Here is an 18,024-nt window from a genome sequence, read left to right as displayed (position 1 = left end):
GCGGCACGGTGGGGTAGGAGTCGGCTATGACGACAGCAAAGGCGCTCTATCAGCGATGGATAACGGAGCTGTGGACCGGTAAAGTCGCCGCGGCCGAACTGGTCTCCGACGACTTCGTCGGTCACTGGCCGACTCATGATGTACACGGACCCGACGAACTGCAGGCGATGGTCGACGAAACGCATCAGATGCTGTCCGACTTGATGTTCGTCGTCGAGATCGAGCCGTTCGTCGAGCGCGATCTGGTCGCCGCCCGCTGGGTCGGTACCGGTGCGACGAAGGACGGTCCGGCGCGGTTCACCGGCAACGACATCCTGCGGTTCAACGACGGCCGCTTCGTCGAGTACTGGACGGGCACGTCGACCGGCTAGCCGGCCCCGTCCTCCAGCAGTTGGCGCAGCCGCTCGATCGGGTCGCCCGCCCCCGGGTTCAACCGCAGCGGTCCGGTCGGCTCGTCGACCTGTTGTGAGTTCTGCTCGGCCGGCGGAGTGGGCGGCGGCGGAGCGGGTGGAGGCGGTGGTGGCGGCGCCGGTGCCGTCTTCCCGAGGTTGGCCATCTTGGTGTTCACCCGCGCCGTTGCATCGTTGCGGATCGCCCGGCGCTCAGCGTCGGGATCCGTATTGGCCGCAAAGCATCCGTCGCGCGCCTCGTGGATGACGGTCAGCGCACCGGTGTAGAAGCTGCGTGCTTTGTCGAATTGCCCCTCCCAGGCGGCGAGGTCACCCTGCCGCTCACGCACCAGTTCGAGGTTCACCCGAACCGGACACGCCAGTCCCGCGTCGGCCCGGGTCAACGCCTCGGAGAAGTGGTCGTCTGCCTCATCGAGGCGACCCTCCAGCACTGCCAGGGTGCCTGCGGCGAACGGCGCCTTCGCCGGTTCAATCAGGTTGACGGTGCTCATCGTCGTTACGTCGGTGCGAAGCGCGGACACCTGGCCCTCGCTGAAATGTGCGCCCGCTGAACTTGCCGCTGTCACCGCGGAGATCAGCTTGGCCGCCGTCAGCAGCGAGACGATCACGACTGGGGCGGAGAACAGCAGCAGACGTCGGCGCAGCCGCAGGCGCGAGGGAACCTGTTTCACGGGGCCGCCTCTCGACCCGCCGTCCTTGTCCTGCGAATCTCGCGGACAGTCAAGAAGAGCTCGAACAGCAGCAGCACGGACGCCGGTAGCGTGAACACCCAGTACAGCTCGGTGCGGGCAGTCGCGGGGGTCACGGTATTCTGCTGCCGCGCAGTCGAATTCGGCTGCACGGCGGTCGCGGGAAGCGGCTCACCGGGGTTGCGATGGACGTACCGAACGCCGAGTTGCCCGGCGATGGCCTCGAGACGCGTCTGGTCGAACCGGGATGCTGCGCCGTAACCGAGCACGGCTCCACCGTCGACTGTGCCTGCTAGCGGCTCGAACTCACCCTGCGGCGCGCTGGAGCCGGGTGCGCCTGATCCGAAGTAGAACACCAGGTTCGCCGAATCGCGGTACTGCTGTCCGGCGCCGATGAGTTGGTACCGCAGCACGTTCGCCGCTGCAGCCGCATCTGCCGCCGCCCCTCCGTCCGGCTCGTCGTACGGCGCCAACCGCGCGGTCACGGGCCGTAGGCTCCAGACATCTTCGGATAGCGGCCAATCCAATGAGGCCCGCGACGCGAAATCGATCATCGCAAAACGCGCACCTGGATAACGGTCGATCAATCCGGCGATGTCGGTGCGGATGCCGTCCATGCGTGAGGCGTCCCCGTAGTCGGCGACGGCAGAATATGGGGACCGGTCCACGACCAAGAACACGTTGACGTTCTCGCCGGCCGGCGCCGAAGCCGTAGCCGGTTGCCCGCCCGCCGCCAGCCACGGCCGCAATGCGGCGATCATCACCAGGGTGACCGCCAGAGTCAGTCCGCACCAGCGCCACACGGTCGACCACCGCGCTCCCGCCGTGGTGTGCAGCTGGTACATCGTGATCAGCCGAATCACGAGGAGAACCAGCGCGATCACCAGAAGCAGGGCCGGCGGCAAAACGGGATCGAAGTTCATCGGCGCAGCACCGCGAGGGATACACACAACAGGGCGGCGGCAATCACGCCGGTGGCGAGCGGAACGACGGGTGAATCCGAGCGCCACCCCAGTACCGTTGCGTCACCGGGAAGGGCGGCCGCTGGTGGCCGCTCGCCGATGGAGTCCAGATCGGCGCCGAGCGCAGCATCCGCGGCGTCGTAGAAGAAGAACTGTCCCCCGCTGGCTTCGACGATGGACCGCAGCCCGGCTTCTCTGCCGCGGGGTGAGGTGGTGATGGCGTTGATCTGGACGCCGGCCTGCTCCGCCATATCGGTAACGCGTTGGCTGACGAACAAAGCCGGCCGTGTCTCTCCGGGTGCACGGATCGAACTGGGGCCCAGATAGATCAGCGTGCGGCGGTGGGTGCTCTTGTCTTCGAACGACGGAAAACCGGTCATGCACAGCGCGAGAACGTCATCGATACTCTGTGCGTAGTCGACATACGAAACCGGAGGTGCAAAGCCAGCGGCCGTCGCGCGCACAACCGGATCGGCCTGGTGTTGAGCAAGTTCGGCGTATGTTCCGAACTGGCCGGCGGCGTATTGGTAATCGCGGGTCATCGGAACCACGCGGCGTGTCGGTGAGGTGAGCCCGATGCGCTGGGTGCCGAATGTTTTCGCATTGGCGGCGAAGTAGGTGAGGAATTTCGAGGTGGCCGGGTCGGCGACCGGCTGACCGACGCAGAGCATGATGTCCTGCGGCGCATCGTCATCGGGAGTCCACGACCATCCGGTGGGGCGCGCGCTCGCTACCACGGCAGCGCAGAACACCGTCAGTAACAGCACCAAGGCGACGAGCATCGCGAGGAAACGCATTCGCGCCAACCGGGCATAGCCCGGCAGCCGAGTCAACCGCGCGGTGTTGGCCAGCGGACGCAATCCTCGACGGACTTCGCCTCGCGCCGACAACACCGCCAACGCGACCGCCCCTGTCAGACAGCAGAATCCGACGACGGCGACGGGCCACCAACTCAGCTCCATGTCCGAATCAACTCCTCGGCCTTGTTCGCGAGGTCGGCCATGTCTTCGTGTGAGTCGGAATTGAATTGGACATCGTTGAGTGCCGCGAACACCGGCCCGGCGGCAGCCAGCTCACTGGCCATGATCGCCTCGACGTGCATGTACTGGACCGGTGTGCCCGTGGCCTGGTGCAGGAAACTTCGCAACGTCTGGCTGATCCGGGTGCCGGCGGCCGCGGCGGTCAGGCTCCCGGAGCGATGCCCGGCGACAGCCGCACCGATGCTGCGGGTGAACCGCCTGCGTAACACAAAGCCGTGCAAGGATCGGATCACCGGCAGACGGCGCAATTGTCGCGACGGCAATGTCCAGACGAATACGCCTGCATACCAGGCGATCACGAGCAATATGAGTGCCAGCGCCAACCACAGCCACCACTGCGAGTATGGCGGAGTACCACTGACGAACCGGAGCAGATCATCCGGCACGGGCGAACACCTGCGTCAGCTCGACCAGTCGGTTTCGGATTTCCGCGCTGCCGGTGATGGTGGTGTGCGGAATCGCGTGCGCGGTCATGAATTCCGCTAGCCGGCTGACTCTTTCGCTCTCGGCGCGCCGATACGCGGCGACGATGCGTGGACCCAGCGCAGCCCCGCTCATCACGAACTGCCCCGTCGCCACGTCATAGCCACCCCGCTCGTCGTCGGCTCCTGCGACCGCGGGCATGTCGGCGACCATCGCCCACAGCACATCGTGCCGGGCCCGCAGTCGGGTGACGGTGTCCTCGAGACGGTCGGAAACCTCGGGCTCGTCAGAGACGACGACCACCAGCAGCGGATGACGATAATGCGTTGCCACGTAATCGAGTTGGCAACTGATGTCGCTGGGCCCCTGCTGTTCGCGGGTGTGGGTCGCAAACCGGTGCAGCATGCTCTCGATGTGAGTCTCGCCGCGGCGCGCGGGAATGTTGATGCAGCCGCGAGCGTCTCCGTACACCAGGCCGATCTGGTCGGCGCGTCCGATGGTGATCAATCCGATCGCACCCAGAATGTTCGTGGCGACATCGCGTTTGGTCTCGGCGCTGGGGGTCAGCGCCGACATGTTGCGACCGGTGTCGGCGACAAGGAGGATCTTGTGGTGCTTCTCGGAGACGAAGCGCTTGATCAAGACGGTGCCCGACCGGGCTGACGCCTTCCAATCGATGTCACGGACGTCGTCGCCCGGTACGTAGGGTCGCAGCTCGTCGAATTCCATGCTGCGGGTGTGCAGCAGGGCATAGCGGCCGCCTTCCAGCATGCCGCGGGTGTCCGTGCCGAAATGTGCCTTGGCTCTGTGGAGATGCTTGCCCACCGCGACCTCTACGGCACCCGCACCGCTTGCAGCACGGCGTCGATGACCACTTCCGGCGTGATGTTCGCGCTCGCCGCCTCGAAGCCGAGAATCAGCCGGTGCCTCAGCACCCGATGGGCAAGTTTGGCGATGTCGTCGGGGATGACGTGGGCGCGTCCCGAGAGCACCGCGAGCGCACGTGCCGCCTGACAGAAGGCGATGGTGGCGCGCGGACTTGCACCGTATTCGATAACGCGGCCAAGGTTTCTCGGCAAGTACTGGTCGGGAGTGCGCGTGACGTTGACAAGGCGGCTGGCGTAGAGCATCAACGCCCGGTCCATGTGGACATTGCGGACGACCTGTTGCAGGCGGCGAATGTCATCGAGGCTGGCAACGGGCCGGGTACCGCGGTCCTTGTCGTATACCCCGGCGTCCAACCGCGCCATCACCTCGACCTCTTGCTCTGAAGAGGGATAGCGCAGCACATCTTTGAGCATGAATCGGTCGGTTTGCGCCTCGGAAAGTGGATAGGTGCCTTCCTGGTCGACGGGGTTCTGGGTCGCGATCACCAAGAAGGGCTCCGGAATCGGGTACACCTTGCCGGCAATCGTGGTCTGACGCTCCTCCATCGCTTCGAGCATCGCGCTCTGCGTCTTGGCGCTGGAGCGGTTGATCTCGTCGAGCAGCACGATGTTGCTGTGCACCGGACCCAATTGGGTGACGAATGAGTGGGTCTGTGCTTCGTAGACCTGAGTGCCGATGATGTCGCTGGGGAGCAGGTCCGGTGTGCATTGGATGCGTTGAAACCCGCCGTGGACGGCTTCGGCGATCACTCGGGCTGCGGTTGTCTTGGCCAGCCCCGGAACGCTCTCGATGAGAATGTGCCCGCCGGCGAGCAGTCCGATGAGCAGCGATTCGCGCAAGTTCTCTTGCCCGACCACCTTCGCCGAGAACGCCTCGGCGATCGCGCCGACAACGCGCTGGGTCTCGGCGACGTCGGACTGCGCGCGTGCTGCGGTCATGGATGCCTTTCGAAGGATCGAGACGAAGTGCGTTGAGTACCCCCCCGGCCACGGTATACACACACGGTTGTCATGATCGAATGACGTCAAGTAAAGTTGACACATGACTGACACCGAGGCGTTGACCAGTGCCGATCCGGCTGTGGGACTGCATTCGGTCAGGGCCCTGCGTCAGCTGCAGGAGCGGCTCGAGGCCATTCATGTCGCGAACGCCCGTGATCAGGGCTGGAGTTGGCAGGCGATCGCCGAGGCGCTCGGGGTGAGCCGGCAGGCCGTGCACCAGAAGTACAACCGAAGGAGTTGACGATGTTCGAGCGATTCAGCCGCAGTGCACGGGTCTCCGTCGTGCTCGCTCAGGAAGAGGCCCGCGAACTGGGCGCGCAGGAGATCCGGCCGGAGCACGTGTTGGTCGGCGTTCTGCAAAGCGCAGGGCGCGATCTGTCCGCTGTGCTGTCAGACTTCGGTTTGCGGCCGGACGTCGTGCGCGACCGACTCGCCTCCGCAGATCGGTCAGACGATGAGTCCTTCGAAGCAGACGCCGACGCTTTGCGCTCGATCGGAATCGATTTGCATGCGGTGCGTGACGCCGTGGACCGGACGTTCGGCCGGGGCACCTATGACGATTCGCTGCGAAAGTCCGGTCGCCGTCCACGCCGCCGCGGCCACTTGCCGTTCACCAGATCCGCCAAGAAGGTCCTGGAGCTTGCGCTACGAGAAGCACTGGCGCACAAGGACAATGGGATCAACTGTGAGCACATCGTGCTGGGGGTTCTTCGCGGCGGTGACAAGTTCACACTCGGCTTGATCAGCGAGCACGTTGATCCCGCACGGTTGCGCACAGCGGTCATCGGGCTGCTCGACGAGGCCGCCTAGCCAAACGTCAACGCCACCGCTACTGCGACGGCCCACACGAGCATCGTCAGGCCGGTGTCGCGCAACACGGGGATAAGGTCCTTGCCGCCCAGGCCTTTTCGGATCGGACCCCATGCACGAAAGGCAAGCGGCGCCGCTATCAGCCCCGCCGCACACCACGGTGTCGCGAGCATCAGCGCCAACGTCAGCGCCAACGCGATCAGAAGCAAGCTCTGATACAGCACCCGGGTGCGGGCGTCACCCAGTCGCACCGCCAGCGTGATCTTCCCTGACTCTTTGTCGGTGGGGATGTCGCGCAGATTGTTGGCGACCAGCACAGCCGACGACAACGAACCCATCGCCACGGCCAGCGCCAACCCGACCCAGTCGACGCGCAGCGCCTGGGTGTACTGCGTACCCAGCACAGCGACCAGACCGAAGAACACGAACACAGCGACCTCGCCGAGTCCGAGGTACCCGTACGGCTTCTTGCCGCCGGTGTACAACCATGCCCCGGCGATACACGCCGCGCCGACCGCGATCAGCCACGGCGCGCTGAACCAGGCCAGCACCACGCCGGCCACCGCTGCCACGGCGAGGCTCACCACGGCGGCCGTCAACACGCTGCGCGGCGCCGCCAGCCTCGAGCCGACCAGCCGCAACGGCCCGGCCCGAACGTCATCGGTCCCGCGGATCCCGTCGGAGTAGTCGTTGGCGTAGTTGACGCCGACGATCATCGCGACCGCCACCAGCAACGCCAACAGCGCCTTCCACCAGCACGCGGCGTGCAGCCACGCGGCGCCGCCGGTGCCTGCGATCACCGGCGCGATTGCGTTGGGCAGCGTCCGTGGGCGGGCGCCCTCGACCCACTGCGCGAAGCTGGCCACGATCACCAGTCTTGCACGGGCGCATGGCGTGGCAGACTGAGCGCATGGACGACCGACTCAGCAAGACAGAGATCCGCAAGGACGCCATGCAGGAAATCGTCGAGTCAGGCGCATCAACCGTGGGTGAGGTGGCGTCGATCATCACCACCGCCGTGAAGGACGTCGCGAACGCCATCGGTGGTTTCGCCACCGACATGTTCGAGATCCGCGACGCTTCCCGGCGCGCTTCGCAGCCCTCCGCCGACGAGGCCGAGGACGAGTAGCGCGACTTGCTCGGCGTCATCGGCGGCAGCGGTTTCTACACATTCTTCGGAGCCGACGCCCGCACCATAAGCCTGGACACTCCCTACGGCGCACCGAGCGCGCCGATCACGGTCGGCACGGTCGGCGATCACGAGGTCGCGTTCCTGCCCCGCCACGGCGTCAAGCACGAGTTCTCGCCGCACACAGTGCCTTATCGCGCGAACATGTGGGCGCTGCGAGCGCTGGGGGTGCGGCGCATCTTCGGGCCCTGCGCGGTCGGCAGTCTCACGCCGGACCTGGGTCCAGGCGCGATGGTCGTGCCCGATCAGTTGGTGGACCGCACAACAGGACGCGACGACACGTACTTCGACTCCGGCGGCATCCACGTCGGCTTCGCCGATCCGTACTGCCCGACGCTGCGCGCGGCGGCCGCGGAGCTACCCGGTGTCGTCGACGGCGGCACCATGGTGGTGGTTCAAGGCCCCAGGTTCTCCACCCGCGCCGAGAGCCAGTGGTTCGCACGGCAGGGCTTCACGTTGGTGAACATGACCGGCTATCCGGAGGCGGTGCTCGCCCGTGAACTCGAAATATGTTACGCCGCCATCGCTTTGGTCACCGATCTCGACGCTGGCATCGAAACTGGCGCGGGTGTGCGGGCCGTGGACGTGTTCGCCGAATTCGAACGCAACCTGGTGCCGTTCAAGAAGCTGGTGCACGAAGCGATCGACAACGTCGACACCGAACGCACGTGTACCCACTGCCTGCCGCACGACGGCGTCGAGCTGCCCTTCGATCTGCCGTGAGGGTGCTGCTCACCGGCGCGGCCGGCTTCATCGGGACTCGGGTTGCCGCGGCGCTGAGCGTCGCGGGCCACGACGTGGTGGCGGTAGATGCGATGCTCGCGGCGGCGCATGGCGCCAATGCCGAACTGCCGCTTGATGTTCAACGGGTCGATGTACGCGACGCCGCGGCACTGGCCCCGCTTCTCAAGGGGGTCGATCTCGTCTGTCATCAGGCGGCGGTCGTCGGCGCCGGGGTGGACGCTGCCGATGCGCCCGCCTATGGCAGCCACAACGACTTCGCCACCGCGGTGCTGCTCGCCGAGATGTTCGCCGCGGGCTGTCAACGGTTGGTGTTGGCCTCGTCGATGGTGGTGTACGGGCAAGGCAGGTACGAGTGCGGGGAGCACGGGCTCGTCGACCCGCTGCCACGCGCACGGGCCGACCTCGACGCAGGAATCTTCGAACACCGTTGCCCGACTTGCGCAGAGCCCGTGCAGTGGCGACTGGTCGACGAGGACGCTCCTCTTCGGCCGCGCAGCTTGTACGCGGCGAGCAAGACCGCGCAAGAGCACTACGCGCTGGCATGGGCAGAGTCGACCGGCGGTTCGGTTGCCGCCCTGCGCTACCACAATGTCTACGGCCCGGGAATGCCGCGTGACACACCCTATTCCGGCGTCGCGGCCATCTTCCGTTCACAGCTCGAAGCGGGTGACGTGCCAAGGGTTTTCGAGGACGGCGGGCAGATGCGCGACTTCGTCCACGTCGACGATGTCGCCGCAGCCAACATCGCCGCCATGAACGCGAATCGCGTTGGCTTCTCGGCGTACAACGTCTGCTCAGGGCAGCCGATCTCGATCCTGGAGATGGCCACCGAGCTGTGCGAGATGCGCGGCGATGTGCTGCCGCTCGTCACCGGCCAGTACCGCAGCGGCGACGTGCGCCACATCGTCGCCGATCCGACCCGGGCAGCCGAGCAGTTGGGTTTCCGGGCGGCCGTCGACCCCCGCGACGGGTTACGTGAGTTCGCGCACGCCCCGCTGCGCGGTTAGCTCCTGTGCCGAGCGGCTTGCGGAGTAGACCGTTGCGCACCATACATACCGTATGTACGCTCATACATACGGTATGTATCTGCAAATGGGAGTGCGGCATGAGCTCTGCGATCAAGGCCATTGAGGAAGACCGGAAGGTGCTCCTGGAACTGTGTCGGCAGATGGACGACTCCGCCTGGACGAAGAACAGTGGGTGTCCGGGCTGGTCGGTGCAGGACCTGTTGTCCCACATGGCGTGCAGTTTCTGGTTGGCCGTCGACCCCTCGAAATTGCCCGAGCCCGGGGGACTGCCCGCCGAGCGCGCCGCGGACTTGTATGTCGAGTCCCGCCGGTCGATGACTCCCGAGGAGCTGGTGGCCGACTACGAGTCGGTGAGCCTGCAGGGGCTGGAAGTCCTCGCCGGGCTGGAGGGTCAAGACTTCGAGGTACCGCTGGGGGATGTCGGAACCTATCCGGCCTCAGTCATTCCGACGGCGTTGGCCTTTGAGGAATACATCCACATTCGGTTCGATCTGTTCGCCCCGGACGGGCCGTTGGAGGGCGATCCGCCCCAGACCGACGAGCTGCGCTTGGCGCCGACGCTCGACTGGATCGAAGTAGCGCTGCCCCAACAGAATTCGGAGCTGCTCGACCGCATGCACTCGGCGGTGGAGATACGCCTTGGCGGCATGTGTGCACGCACGCTGCGCGTCGGCAGGGGCGACGTGGTTGCCCACGTCGAGTCCGACTCGCAAGCGTTCGTGCGGTGGGTGACTCAGCGCGGCACCTGGGACGAGCTGGGCGTCCACTCCGACGGAGATGCGGTGGCTCTGGAGATCGTCCGGCAGCTGCGCGTGATCTGATTGGCCCGCGCGTGTCGGACCGCCTGTCGACAACAGGTATGACTTAGTAATACTGGTGGCATGAAGCCAGCCATCTGTGAACAGTTCGGCATCGATTTCCCGCTCTTCGCGTTCAGCCACTGCAGAGACGTCGTGGCTGCGGTCACCAACGCAGGCGGGTTCGGCGTGCTCGGTGCGACGGCGTTCACGCCGGACTGGCTGGACAAGGAGCTGTCGTGGATCGACGAGCATGTGGACGGCAGGCCGTACGGCGTCGACCTCATCGTGCCCGCCAAGTTCGAGGGCAAGGGCGAGAAGCTCGCGCCCGGTGAGCTGGCGTCCCGGATCCCCGACGACTACCGCGGATTCATCGCGGAATTGCTTGCGGCCCATGACATCGAGCCCGAGGAGTCACCGCGCACCGGTCCGTCGTTCCTGTCCGGTGACACCGGCAAGGACCTGCTGGAGGTCGCATTCAGCCATCCGATCAAGCTGATCGCCAATGCGCTTGGCGTGCCGCCGGATTACATGATCGACGCGGGCAAGGAGCGGGGTGTGCCCGTCGCCGCACTGGTCGGCGCCAAGGAGCACGCCGCCAAGCAGGTGCAGGCCGGGGTTGACTTGATCGTCGCGCAGGGCACCGAGGCCGGTGGGCACTGCGGCGAAATCACGACACTGGTCCTCATCCCCGAAGTCATAGAGGCCATCGAGGGCGCGGTGCCGGTGCTCGCGGCGGGCGGGATCGTGACGGGCAGGCAGATGGCCGCCACCGTCGCGATGGGCGCCGACGGCGCATGGACCGGATCGGTCTGGCTCACGACGGAGGAGGCCGAGACGGCGCCGCACACCGTCCAGAAGATGCTGGAGGCGACGTCGCGCGACACCATCCGATCGGCCGGGCGCACCGGAAAGCCTGCGCGCCAACTGAAGTCGGAGTGGACGGATGCGTGGCAGCCGAACGAGGGCGGCCGCAAGCCGTTGCCGCTTCCGCTGCAGTCGATGTTGAGCGAGCCGATCATTCGGCGGGTCGACGCGCTGGCCTCACAAGGGCATCCGGGCGCGCAGGCGCTGGCCACCTACTTCGTCGGGCAGGGCGTGGGCCTGATGAACAAGGTCAAGCCCGCCCGCGAAGTGGTGCGCGAGTTCATCGAGGACTACCTCGCCGCAACGGAGCGGCTCAGCAACTCGCTGCCTGACTAGGCGACCTACGGCACGCTGACGCAGCCAACGCCGGGAACGCAGCCGCCGCCTCCGCCGGGGCCTCCGCCGCCGGTCGGACCACCGGGAACGCTGCCGCCGCCTCCGCCGGGGCCTCCGCCGCCGGTCGGACCACCGGGAACGGCACCGCCGCCGCCACCGGGGCCGCCGCTGCCGGTCGGGCCGCCTGGAACTGCGCCGCCGCCGCCACCTGGGCCGCCGCTACCCGTCGGGCCGCCGGGAACCGCTGTTCCGGTGGTCGTCGCAGGCGCGGTCGTGGTCGCCGAGGTCGTGGTAGTCGTCGTACTCGTAGTGCTCGTCGATTCGCCCTTGTCACCGCCGCCGCATCCGACAGCCAGAACCATCGCAGCCGCGCCGCCGAACAGCGCGATCCCTGTCCTTGCACCCGATTTCATGAACCCCTCCTTGTCGCTCCGTCCGGGTTACCCGCAGCGGAGGGGTCGAAACGCGGGGTCTTTTTTTCAGTCGTCGAAGTCGATGCGCACCGAGATCGGGTCGCTTTCCATCGCCCGCATCGCCAGCGCGGCGGCCGATTGGCTGAGCTTGCCATCGCCGCCGATACTGCGGGCCCGGGCACGTACGTCGTCGTCGGGCTCGAAAGTGGCTGTGCCGCTATGCCATTGGTTGTTGACTCGCACGCGGACCTTCGGATTGGCTGCGATGTTGTGCGCCCAACCCGCGCGCCGGCCATGCTGCGAGATCACCCACACCCCGCGCTCGTCGGCGCGGCCGGTGAGAGGGACACGGCGCGGCTGACCGCTCTTGGCGCCGGTGGTTTCGAGTTCCACGACGAGCGATGAGCGGATGCCGATACGATCCATCGCCGCGACGAGCGGATTGACCACAGCGCGGCCCATCCGTCGCTCGAACTTGAACTTGCGCAGCGCCTTGTTTGCCATAGTGAACGACGATAATAGAACGACCACTCAACTACAAGACCCTGAGCGATATCGCCTAGTCCGCCAGCGGCAACCGCACCTCGAACCGGGCGCCCGTCGCCAGGTTGTGGGCCGACAAGGTGCCGCGGTGCGCCTGCACCAGGCCCGCGGCGATCGCCAACCCCAGTCCCGACCCGCTGGGCAACGACGAGTCCGCTCTCGGCACCCGATCGTTGGAGCCGCGGTAAGCCACGTCGAACACCCGCGGTAGATCGGCCTCGTCGATTCCCACCCCGGTGTCGTCGACGCGGGCCCATGCGCCGTTCTCGTCGGACCCCAGCGCCAGCGACACCCTGCCGCCCGACGGCGTGTGGGCGATCGCGTTGGCCACGAGATTGGACAGCACCCGCACCAACGCGCGGTCGCTGCCGAGCACCTGCACCGGCTTGTTCGGCAGATCAGCTCTCAACACCACGCCGGCACGCTCGGCCGCGATCCGGTGCGCGGCCAGCACGTCGTCGACGACCTCGTCCAGGGCTACCTTGTCGAAAACGGGCTCGACCGCGCCCGCGTTGATCTTCGACATCTCGAACAGGTCATCCACCATCTCGGAGAGCCGAATCGACTCCTGCTCAATCGTTTTCGCGTGCACGCGGACCTCTGAATCGGGGACGACGCCGTCGGCGATGGCCTCCGACACGGCCCGTATCCCGGCCAGCGGCGTGCGCAGGTCGTGGCTGACGAACGCCACCAGCCGGCGCCGCGAATGTTCGGCAGCGCGCTCGGAATCGCGGATGTCCTGCTCCCACACCGTTCTTCGGGCCTGGTAGCGCGCCAGCATCACCGCGGCCGGAATCGTCACCACCGACACGATCACCAGCACAATGGCCGTGCGCTCGAACGTCTCGGTGATCATGAACCCGCTTGCGCCGAGCACGCCTGAGAACGTCGCCAACACCGGGATCAAGACCAGCGCCACCATGCTGACGGCCAGCGACCACGACCGCGCCAGCCGGATGATGATCGCGCCGGCCAGCACGACGGGCACAGAACAGGCCAGCGCCAACGCGGCGATCTCCCACAGATCAGTCGGCACTGTTGCCACTCCACAGATACCCGCGGCCCCACACCGTCTGCACTCGATGATGCTCGCCGAGCTTGGACCGCAATCGTTTGACGTGCACGGTGACTGTCGACAGGTCACCAAAGTCCCAGCGCCACACCTGCTTCAACAACTCTTCGCGAGAGAACACGGTGTCGGTGTGGGTGAGGAAGAACATCAGCAGGTCGAACTCACGGTTGGTCAGGCTGACCGGCTCGCCGTCGACGGTCACCGAACGGGCGGCGGTGGACACGGTCATGTCGCCGACGGTCATGTCCATCGGCAGCACGCTCGACGGCGACGGCGACCGCCGCAATACCGAACGCACGCGCAGCGCCAGCTCTCGCGGGCTGAACGGCTTGGTCAGGTAGTCGTCCGCGCCGGCCTCGAGCCCGGCGATGCGATCGTCCTCCTCGCCCAGCGCCGTCAGCAGGATGACGGGCATGCTGTAGCCGCCGCGCTGTCGCAGGGTTCGGCACAGCGTCAGGCCGTCCGGACCCGGCATCATCACGTCGAGCACCGCGACGTCGATGCGCTCCGAGCCGAGCAGCCGCAGGGCCTCCGTGCCGTCGTGGGCGATCGAGACGTCGAGGCCGTCGCGCTCGAGATATCGGCGCACGACATCGCGCACCACGATGTCGTCATCGGCGATCAGCACTCGCGTCATGTTTTCGACCATATCGTCGCGGCGCTACTACCAGCGCCTATGTCATTGTTCCGTCACTGTTCATTCGTTGCCGCATGCGTTGTGGACGGCCTACCGTCAGCAGATATGCCTGACGTGACGGTCGTGCTGCCCTGCCTCAACGAGGCGGCGTCGCTACCGGGCGTGCTGGCAGCGCTCCCCGACGGGTATCGGGCGCTGGTGGTCGACAACAACAGCACCGACGACACCGCGGACGTCGCGCGTGCCCACGGCGCCGACCTGGTCGCCGAACAGCGTCCCGGCTACGGCTCGGCCGTGCACGCCGGGGTCATGGCGGCGACGACGGACATCGTCGCGGTCATCGATGCCGACGGCTCACTCGATCCACGCGAGCTGCCCGCGTTGGTCGACGAACTCGATCGTGGCGCCGACATGGCCATAGGTCGTCGCCGCGCGGTCAACGGGCTGCGGTGGCCGTGGCACGCGCGCCTGGGCACCGCCGCGGTGTGCTGGCGGCTGCGCACCCGGTACGGGTTGCCCGTGCACGACATCGCGCCGATGCGGGTGGTGCGGCGCGAGGCGCTGCTGGCGCTGGGTGTGACCGACCGCCGATTCGGATATCCGCTGGAACTACTGGTACGCGCGGCGCAAGCGGGCTGGCGCGTGGTCGAACGTGACGTCGCATACGGCCCGCGCACTGGCGGCAAGTCGAAAGTGAGCGGTTCGATCCGTGGGAGTTTCGTTGCGGCGCTGGACTTCTGGAGGGTGATCTGATGATTCCCGTCGCAGTGCTGGTGGTCGCCAAAGCGCCGGTGCCGGGCCAGGCCAAGACCCGGCTGGCAGCCACCGTCGGCGACCGCGCCGCTGCCGACATCGCCGCTGCGGCGCTGCTGGACACCTTGGATGCGGTCGCCGATGCGCCGGTCGCCGAGCGGGTGGTCGCGTTGACGGGAAACCTTGACGATGCCTGCGCGGGCACGCAGATCCGGTCGCGGCTGGCCGATTTCACCGTGGTCCCGCAGCGCGGGGTGACCTTCGCCGAGCGGCTGGCGAATGCCCACGTCGACGCCGCCTCGGCCACCAGCGGGCTGCCGGTGCTGCAGATCGGCATGGACACCCCGCAGGTGACCGGCGAGCTGATCGGGGAATGTGCGCGCGAACTGCTCGCAGCCGACGCCGTGCTCGGGCTCGCCCGCGACGGCGGCTGGTGGGTGCTGGGTGTGACCAGGCCCGCGATGGCCGACTGCCTGCGCACCATTCCGATGTCGCGCGCCGACACCGGCGCTGTAACGCTGGCCGCACTTTCGGGCACTGCAACCAATGTGAGCCTGGTTCCCACGCTGGCCGACGTGGACACCGTCGACGACGTCGAGCGCGTCCGGCGGGATTGCGCGTCCGATAGTCGATTCGCGCACGCGACGCAGGGCGTGTCGCATGCTCGGTAACCTCTACGACCGCGCGCTTGACGGCGAGCGGTGCTGGCTTCGCCACGACGACGGCAGGCTCGACCGGCTGCCCATCCGGAGCTGGCTGGGCGGCCGCAAGGCCGACAAACGGTTCGATCACGAGGTGGTCGGGCTGTGCGAGGGGCCGACCATCGACTTGGGTTGTGGCCCTGGACGATTGGTGGCTCACTTGATCCAGCGTGGGGTACCGGCGCTCGGCGTCGACCAATCGGCCACCGCCGTCGCACTGGCGCACCGCAGCGGTGCGCCTGCCCTGCGCCGCGACGTGTTCGACCCGCTACCGGGGACCGGTCGCTGGCACAACGTGCTGTTGGCCGACGGCAACGTCGGCCTCGGCGGCGACCCGTGGCGAATCCTGCGCCGGGCAGGCGAACTGCTGCGCCCACGGGGCCGCTGTCTTGCCGAATTCGACTCGGCCATCGAGGGAATCCACACCGGATGGGTTCGGCTCGAATCGCGACGCACGATCGGGCCGTGGTTCCGGTGGGCCTCGGTCGGCGTCGATTGCGCGGCGCGGTTGGCCGACGACGTCGGCCTTGCGGTGGTGGGCGTCCACCCGATCGGCCGCCGCGTGGTGGCCAGCCTGGCGGCGAAATGAAGACCGAGAGCCTGCGGGGCACAGCGGTCACCGCTCGCGTCGGCCTCGCATTGGGCGTCGCGGTCTCGGTGTGCTTCATCACCGGGCTGATCAGTCATTTCATTCAGCACCCGCAGCCGTGGTTCTTCTGGCCAACCCGTCCTGTCTGGCTGTACCGGGTGACCCAGGGCCTACATGTCATCTCGGGCATCGCGGCCATTCCGCTGATCATCGTCAAGCTGTGGTCGGTGTGGCCAAAACTGTTCGAGCGTCCCATCATTGGCGGGTTGGTCCGGCAGATCGAGCGCTTGTCGATCCTGGTGCTGGTCGGGTCGATGCTGTTTCAGCTGTCGACCGGGCTGATGAACATCGCGCAGTGGTATGCGTTCAAATTCTTCTTCACCACCAGTCACTACGCGATGGCCTACGTCGCGGCAGGGGCGGTGCTCGTGCACATCGGTGTGAAGCTGCCGGTGATTCGCCGCGCGCTTGGCGAGCCAATCGATGAAGTGCCCGTTGCGGACGGCCCGACCCGGCGCACGGTGCTGCGCGGGACATGGCTTGCCGTCGCGCTTGCCACCGTCGTCACGGCGGGCCAAACGGTCCCGCTGCTTCGCAAGGTTTCGGTACTCGCGCCACGCTCAGGCCAAGGGCCGCAAGGTGTTCCGATCAACAGGTCAGCGATCGCGGCGGGCGTGCTGCGCAGCGCACGGTCACCGGATTACCGCTTGACGGTGACGAACGGTTCGACGACGCGAGCGTTCAGCCTGGCCGACCTGCAGGCGATGAAACAGGCCACGCACCGACTGCCGATCGCGTGCGTCGAGGGCTGGAGTGTCGACGCCGAGTGGGCTGGTGTGGTGCTGGCGGATCTGGTCGCCGCGGTCGGTGGCTCGCGTGATTCCGACGTGCGGATGATCTCGCTGGAACCGCCGGGACCCTACTCGCGGACGGTACTGCCCTCGCGGCATGCCCGCGACGACAGGACATTGATCGCGTTGAAGCTCAACGGCCAGCCACTCGATCTGGACCACGGCTATCCGTGCCGGCTGATCGCGCCGACGAGACCCGGTGTGCTGCAAACGAAGTGGCTGTCCCGTATCGAGGTTGTGCCATGAGGGTGATGTTGGTGGCCCTCGGTGTGCTGATCGGCGCATATGGCGCGGTGCTGCTGTGGGAGAACCCGCCGGTGATAATCATGCGAATCCTGGTGTGGGCGCTTGTCGGTATTGTGCTGCACGACTTGGTTTTCGCGCCGCTGTGTGTGGCGTTGGGGTTCGCGGCCCGCAGGCTGATCCCGGGTAAGTGGTGGCCGCCGATCGCGGTGGCCGCGCTCTGCAGCGTCGTGCTGGTGTTCCTTGCGATCCCGGTATACGGCAGGCCGGGTATGCGGCCGGACAACATGACTGTGCTCGACCGCAATTACCCTGTCGGCCTCTGGATTTCGCTTGGCGTGGTGTGGGCCTGCGTGCCGTTGTATTACGTGGTTGCGCGTCTCCGCGGGTTGAGGACCCGTTCACGGTCCTAGGGCCGGTTTCGACACCAGGGTCGTTGGTCGGCGCCGCAGCGGTTGTACCCACAGCCCTGATGTCGAAAACCACCATGGGCCTCAGTTGGACATACTGGCGAAGATCCCGGCCTGATACGAACCGGCCGGATTCCGCACGATCACGTTGAGCCGGTTGGCCGCATTCGTCAGCGCAATCAGACCGATCAGCGCAACGATCTCGTCGTCGTCATAGTGCTTGCGGACCTGCGCCCAGGTCTCGTCGGAAACCCCGTCGTGGGCGTCTGCGAGTCGGGTGCCCTCCTCGGCGAGTGCCAGCGCGGCTCGCTCGGCCTCGCTGAACACGATCGCCTCGCGCCACGCCACAACCAAGTTGAGCCGCACCGCGGACTCACCTGCGGCCGCGGCCTCTTTGGTGTGCATGTCAATACAGGGTGCACAGCCGTTGATCTGACTGACCCGCAGACTGACTAACTCCTGGGTGGCCTTCGGCAGCGATGACTCGGCGAGCACCAGGGCCGCGCCGGCGAACCGCTTGCTGAACCTGACGGCGAGCGCGTTGCCCATGATGTCGAATCGGGCGTCCATTACTTCCTCCTCGGTCACGGTGTTGCATGGGACGAACATGAGATGCCGACGGACCGAC

General features: G+C 66.7%; 25 protein-coding genes. 13 read left to right on the top strand and 12 right to left on the bottom strand.

Going from position 1 to position 18,024, the window contains the following annotated elements; translation table 11 throughout:
• Positions 1-26: 26 nt before the first annotated feature.
• Positions 27-371 carry an ester cyclase gene (locus GGC64_RS26005; protein ID WP_192725470.1) on the top strand — a complete coding sequence of 115 codons (345 nt, stop codon included), beginning with the start codon at positions 27-29 and terminating at the stop codon, positions 369-371.
• Here GGC64_RS26005 and GGC64_RS26000 read toward each other — a convergent pair.
• From GGC64_RS26000 to GGC64_RS25975, 6 genes are read right to left on the bottom strand one after another with little or no spacing between them, the layout of a single operon-like run.
• The gene (locus GGC64_RS26000; protein ID WP_192725469.1) at positions 368-1,081 is read right to left on the bottom strand and encodes a hypothetical protein; all 714 of its coding nucleotides are present in this window, start codon (positions 1,079-1,081) and stop codon (positions 368-370) included. The two genes, GGC64_RS26005 and GGC64_RS26000, sit on opposite strands and share 4 nt — an antisense overlap.
• Entirely contained in the window at positions 1,078-2,022 is a 945-nt protein-coding gene (locus tag GGC64_RS25995; RefSeq protein WP_192725468.1) for a VWA domain-containing protein, read from the bottom strand. Before GGC64_RS25995 ends, GGC64_RS26000 begins: the two co-directional genes overlap by 4 nt.
• Complete coding sequence (locus tag GGC64_RS25990; protein ID WP_192725467.1) at positions 2,019-3,023, bottom strand: hypothetical protein; 1,005 nt, start codon at positions 3,021-3,023, stop codon at positions 2,019-2,021. Before GGC64_RS25990 ends, GGC64_RS25995 begins: the two co-directional genes overlap by 4 nt.
• Positions 3,014-3,487 (bottom strand): hypothetical protein, encoded by a 474-nt coding sequence (locus GGC64_RS25985; RefSeq protein WP_192725466.1) that lies wholly within the window; start codon positions 3,485-3,487, stop codon positions 3,014-3,016. The genes GGC64_RS25990 and GGC64_RS25985 overlap by 10 nt, the downstream gene beginning before the upstream one ends.
• Positions 3,477-4,349 (bottom strand): DUF58 domain-containing protein, encoded by an 873-nt coding sequence (locus GGC64_RS25980; protein WP_192725465.1) that lies wholly within the window; start codon positions 4,347-4,349, stop codon positions 3,477-3,479. The genes GGC64_RS25985 and GGC64_RS25980 overlap by 11 nt, the downstream gene beginning before the upstream one ends.
• An 8-nt stretch (positions 4,350-4,357) precedes the next feature.
• A complete protein-coding gene (locus GGC64_RS25975) occupies positions 4,358-5,350 on the bottom strand; it encodes a MoxR family ATPase (protein WP_192725464.1) in 993 nt (330 codons plus the stop codon).
• A gap of 103 nt (positions 5,351-5,453) precedes the next feature.
• Between GGC64_RS25975 and GGC64_RS25970 the strand changes: the two genes are divergently transcribed.
• Positions 5,454-5,654, top strand: coding sequence for a helix-turn-helix domain-containing protein (locus GGC64_RS25970; protein ID WP_192725463.1), 201 nt, complete (start codon positions 5,454-5,456; stop codon positions 5,652-5,654).
• Between the two features lie 2 nt (positions 5,655-5,656).
• Positions 5,657-6,223 carry a Clp protease N-terminal domain-containing protein gene (locus tag GGC64_RS25965; protein ID WP_192725462.1) on the top strand — a complete coding sequence of 189 codons (567 nt, stop codon included), beginning with the start codon at positions 5,657-5,659 and terminating at the stop codon, positions 6,221-6,223.
• On the opposite strand, the gene GGC64_RS25960 is transcribed toward GGC64_RS25965, so the two are convergent.
• Complete coding sequence (locus GGC64_RS25960) at positions 6,220-7,089, bottom strand: 1,4-dihydroxy-2-naphthoate polyprenyltransferase (RefSeq protein ID WP_192725461.1); 870 nt, start codon at positions 7,087-7,089, stop codon at positions 6,220-6,222. The two genes, GGC64_RS25965 and GGC64_RS25960, sit on opposite strands and share 4 nt — an antisense overlap.
• A 44-nt stretch (positions 7,090-7,133) precedes the next feature.
• Between GGC64_RS25960 and GGC64_RS25955 the strand changes: the two genes are divergently transcribed.
• The 5 genes from GGC64_RS25955 to GGC64_RS25935 all read left to right on the top strand — a co-directional run bounded on the left by GGC64_RS25955 (position 7,134) and on the right by GGC64_RS25935 (position 11,184).
• Positions 7,134-7,352 carry a hypothetical protein gene (locus tag GGC64_RS25955; protein ID WP_192725460.1) on the top strand — a complete coding sequence of 73 codons (219 nt, stop codon included), beginning with the start codon at positions 7,134-7,136 and terminating at the stop codon, positions 7,350-7,352.
• A 6-nt stretch (positions 7,353-7,358) separates the two neighbouring features.
• Entirely contained in the window at positions 7,359-8,135 is a 777-nt protein-coding gene (locus tag GGC64_RS25950; RefSeq protein WP_192725459.1) for an S-methyl-5'-thioadenosine phosphorylase, read from the top strand.
• Positions 8,132-9,163 carry an NAD-dependent epimerase/dehydratase family protein gene (locus GGC64_RS25945; protein WP_192725458.1) on the top strand — a complete coding sequence of 344 codons (1,032 nt, stop codon included), beginning with the start codon at positions 8,132-8,134 and terminating at the stop codon, positions 9,161-9,163. The genes GGC64_RS25950 and GGC64_RS25945 overlap by 4 nt, the downstream gene beginning before the upstream one ends.
• A 98-nt stretch (positions 9,164-9,261) precedes the next feature.
• Entirely contained in the window at positions 9,262-10,005 is a 744-nt protein-coding gene (locus GGC64_RS25940; protein WP_192725457.1) for a maleylpyruvate isomerase family mycothiol-dependent enzyme, read from the top strand.
• Between the two features lie 60 nt (positions 10,006-10,065).
• Positions 10,066-11,184 carry a nitronate monooxygenase family protein gene (locus GGC64_RS25935; RefSeq protein ID WP_192725456.1) on the top strand — a complete coding sequence of 373 codons (1,119 nt, stop codon included), beginning with the start codon at positions 10,066-10,068 and terminating at the stop codon, positions 11,182-11,184.
• Between the two features lie 5 nt (positions 11,185-11,189).
• On the opposite strand, the gene GGC64_RS25930 is transcribed toward GGC64_RS25935, so the two are convergent.
• From GGC64_RS25930 to GGC64_RS25915, 4 genes are all read right to left on the bottom strand, one after another.
• Positions 11,190-11,597 (bottom strand): hypothetical protein, encoded by a 408-nt coding sequence (locus GGC64_RS25930; RefSeq protein ID WP_192725455.1) that lies wholly within the window; start codon positions 11,595-11,597, stop codon positions 11,190-11,192.
• 66 nt (positions 11,598-11,663) lie between these two features.
• The gene (locus GGC64_RS25925) at positions 11,664-12,101 is read right to left on the bottom strand and encodes a nitroreductase/quinone reductase family protein (protein WP_192725454.1); all 438 of its coding nucleotides are present in this window, start codon (positions 12,099-12,101) and stop codon (positions 11,664-11,666) included.
• 55 nt (positions 12,102-12,156) lie between these two features.
• Entirely contained in the window at positions 12,157-13,176 is a 1,020-nt protein-coding gene (locus GGC64_RS25920) for a HAMP domain-containing sensor histidine kinase (protein WP_192725453.1), read from the bottom strand.
• Positions 13,166-13,849 (bottom strand): response regulator transcription factor, encoded by a 684-nt coding sequence (locus GGC64_RS25915; RefSeq protein ID WP_192725452.1) that lies wholly within the window; start codon positions 13,847-13,849, stop codon positions 13,166-13,168. Before GGC64_RS25915 ends, GGC64_RS25920 begins: the two co-directional genes overlap by 11 nt.
• Positions 13,850-13,954: 105 nt before the next feature.
• On the opposite strand from GGC64_RS25915, the gene GGC64_RS25910 reads away from it, so the two are divergent.
• Genes GGC64_RS25910 through GGC64_RS25890 form a run of 5 tightly spaced genes read left to right on the top strand, consistent with a single transcriptional unit; the run spans position 13,955 to position 17,399 of the window.
• Positions 13,955-14,602 carry a glycosyltransferase family 2 protein gene (locus GGC64_RS25910; RefSeq protein ID WP_192725451.1) on the top strand — a complete coding sequence of 216 codons (648 nt, stop codon included), beginning with the start codon at positions 13,955-13,957 and terminating at the stop codon, positions 14,600-14,602.
• Positions 14,602-15,273 carry a DUF2064 domain-containing protein gene (locus tag GGC64_RS25905; protein ID WP_192725450.1) on the top strand — a complete coding sequence of 224 codons (672 nt, stop codon included), beginning with the start codon at positions 14,602-14,604 and terminating at the stop codon, positions 15,271-15,273. The genes GGC64_RS25910 and GGC64_RS25905 overlap by 1 nt, the downstream gene beginning before the upstream one ends.
• The gene (locus tag GGC64_RS25900) at positions 15,263-15,892 is read left to right on the top strand and encodes a class I SAM-dependent methyltransferase (protein ID WP_192725449.1); all 630 of its coding nucleotides are present in this window, start codon (positions 15,263-15,265) and stop codon (positions 15,890-15,892) included. Before GGC64_RS25905 ends, GGC64_RS25900 begins: the two co-directional genes overlap by 11 nt.
• The gene (locus GGC64_RS25895; RefSeq protein WP_192725448.1) at positions 15,889-16,989 is read left to right on the top strand and encodes a molybdopterin-dependent oxidoreductase; all 1,101 of its coding nucleotides are present in this window, start codon (positions 15,889-15,891) and stop codon (positions 16,987-16,989) included. Before GGC64_RS25900 ends, GGC64_RS25895 begins: the two co-directional genes overlap by 4 nt.
• Positions 16,986-17,399, top strand: coding sequence for a hypothetical protein (locus GGC64_RS25890; protein WP_192725447.1), 414 nt, complete (start codon positions 16,986-16,988; stop codon positions 17,397-17,399). Before GGC64_RS25895 ends, GGC64_RS25890 begins: the two co-directional genes overlap by 4 nt.
• A gap of 81 nt (positions 17,400-17,480) precedes the next feature.
• Here the strand turns inward: GGC64_RS25890 and GGC64_RS25885 are convergent, their stop codons facing one another.
• On the bottom strand, positions 17,481-17,966 hold the full coding sequence (locus GGC64_RS25885) for a carboxymuconolactone decarboxylase family protein (RefSeq protein WP_192725446.1): 486 nt from the start codon (positions 17,964-17,966) through the stop codon (positions 17,481-17,483).
• Positions 17,967-18,024: the final 58 nt, after the last annotated feature.

The organism is Mycobacterium sp. OAS707 (assembly GCF_014873705.1).
Lineage (GTDB): Bacteria > Actinomycetota > Actinomycetes > Mycobacteriales > Mycobacteriaceae > Mycobacterium.
This window is presented reverse-complemented; position numbering and strand designations above follow the sequence as displayed.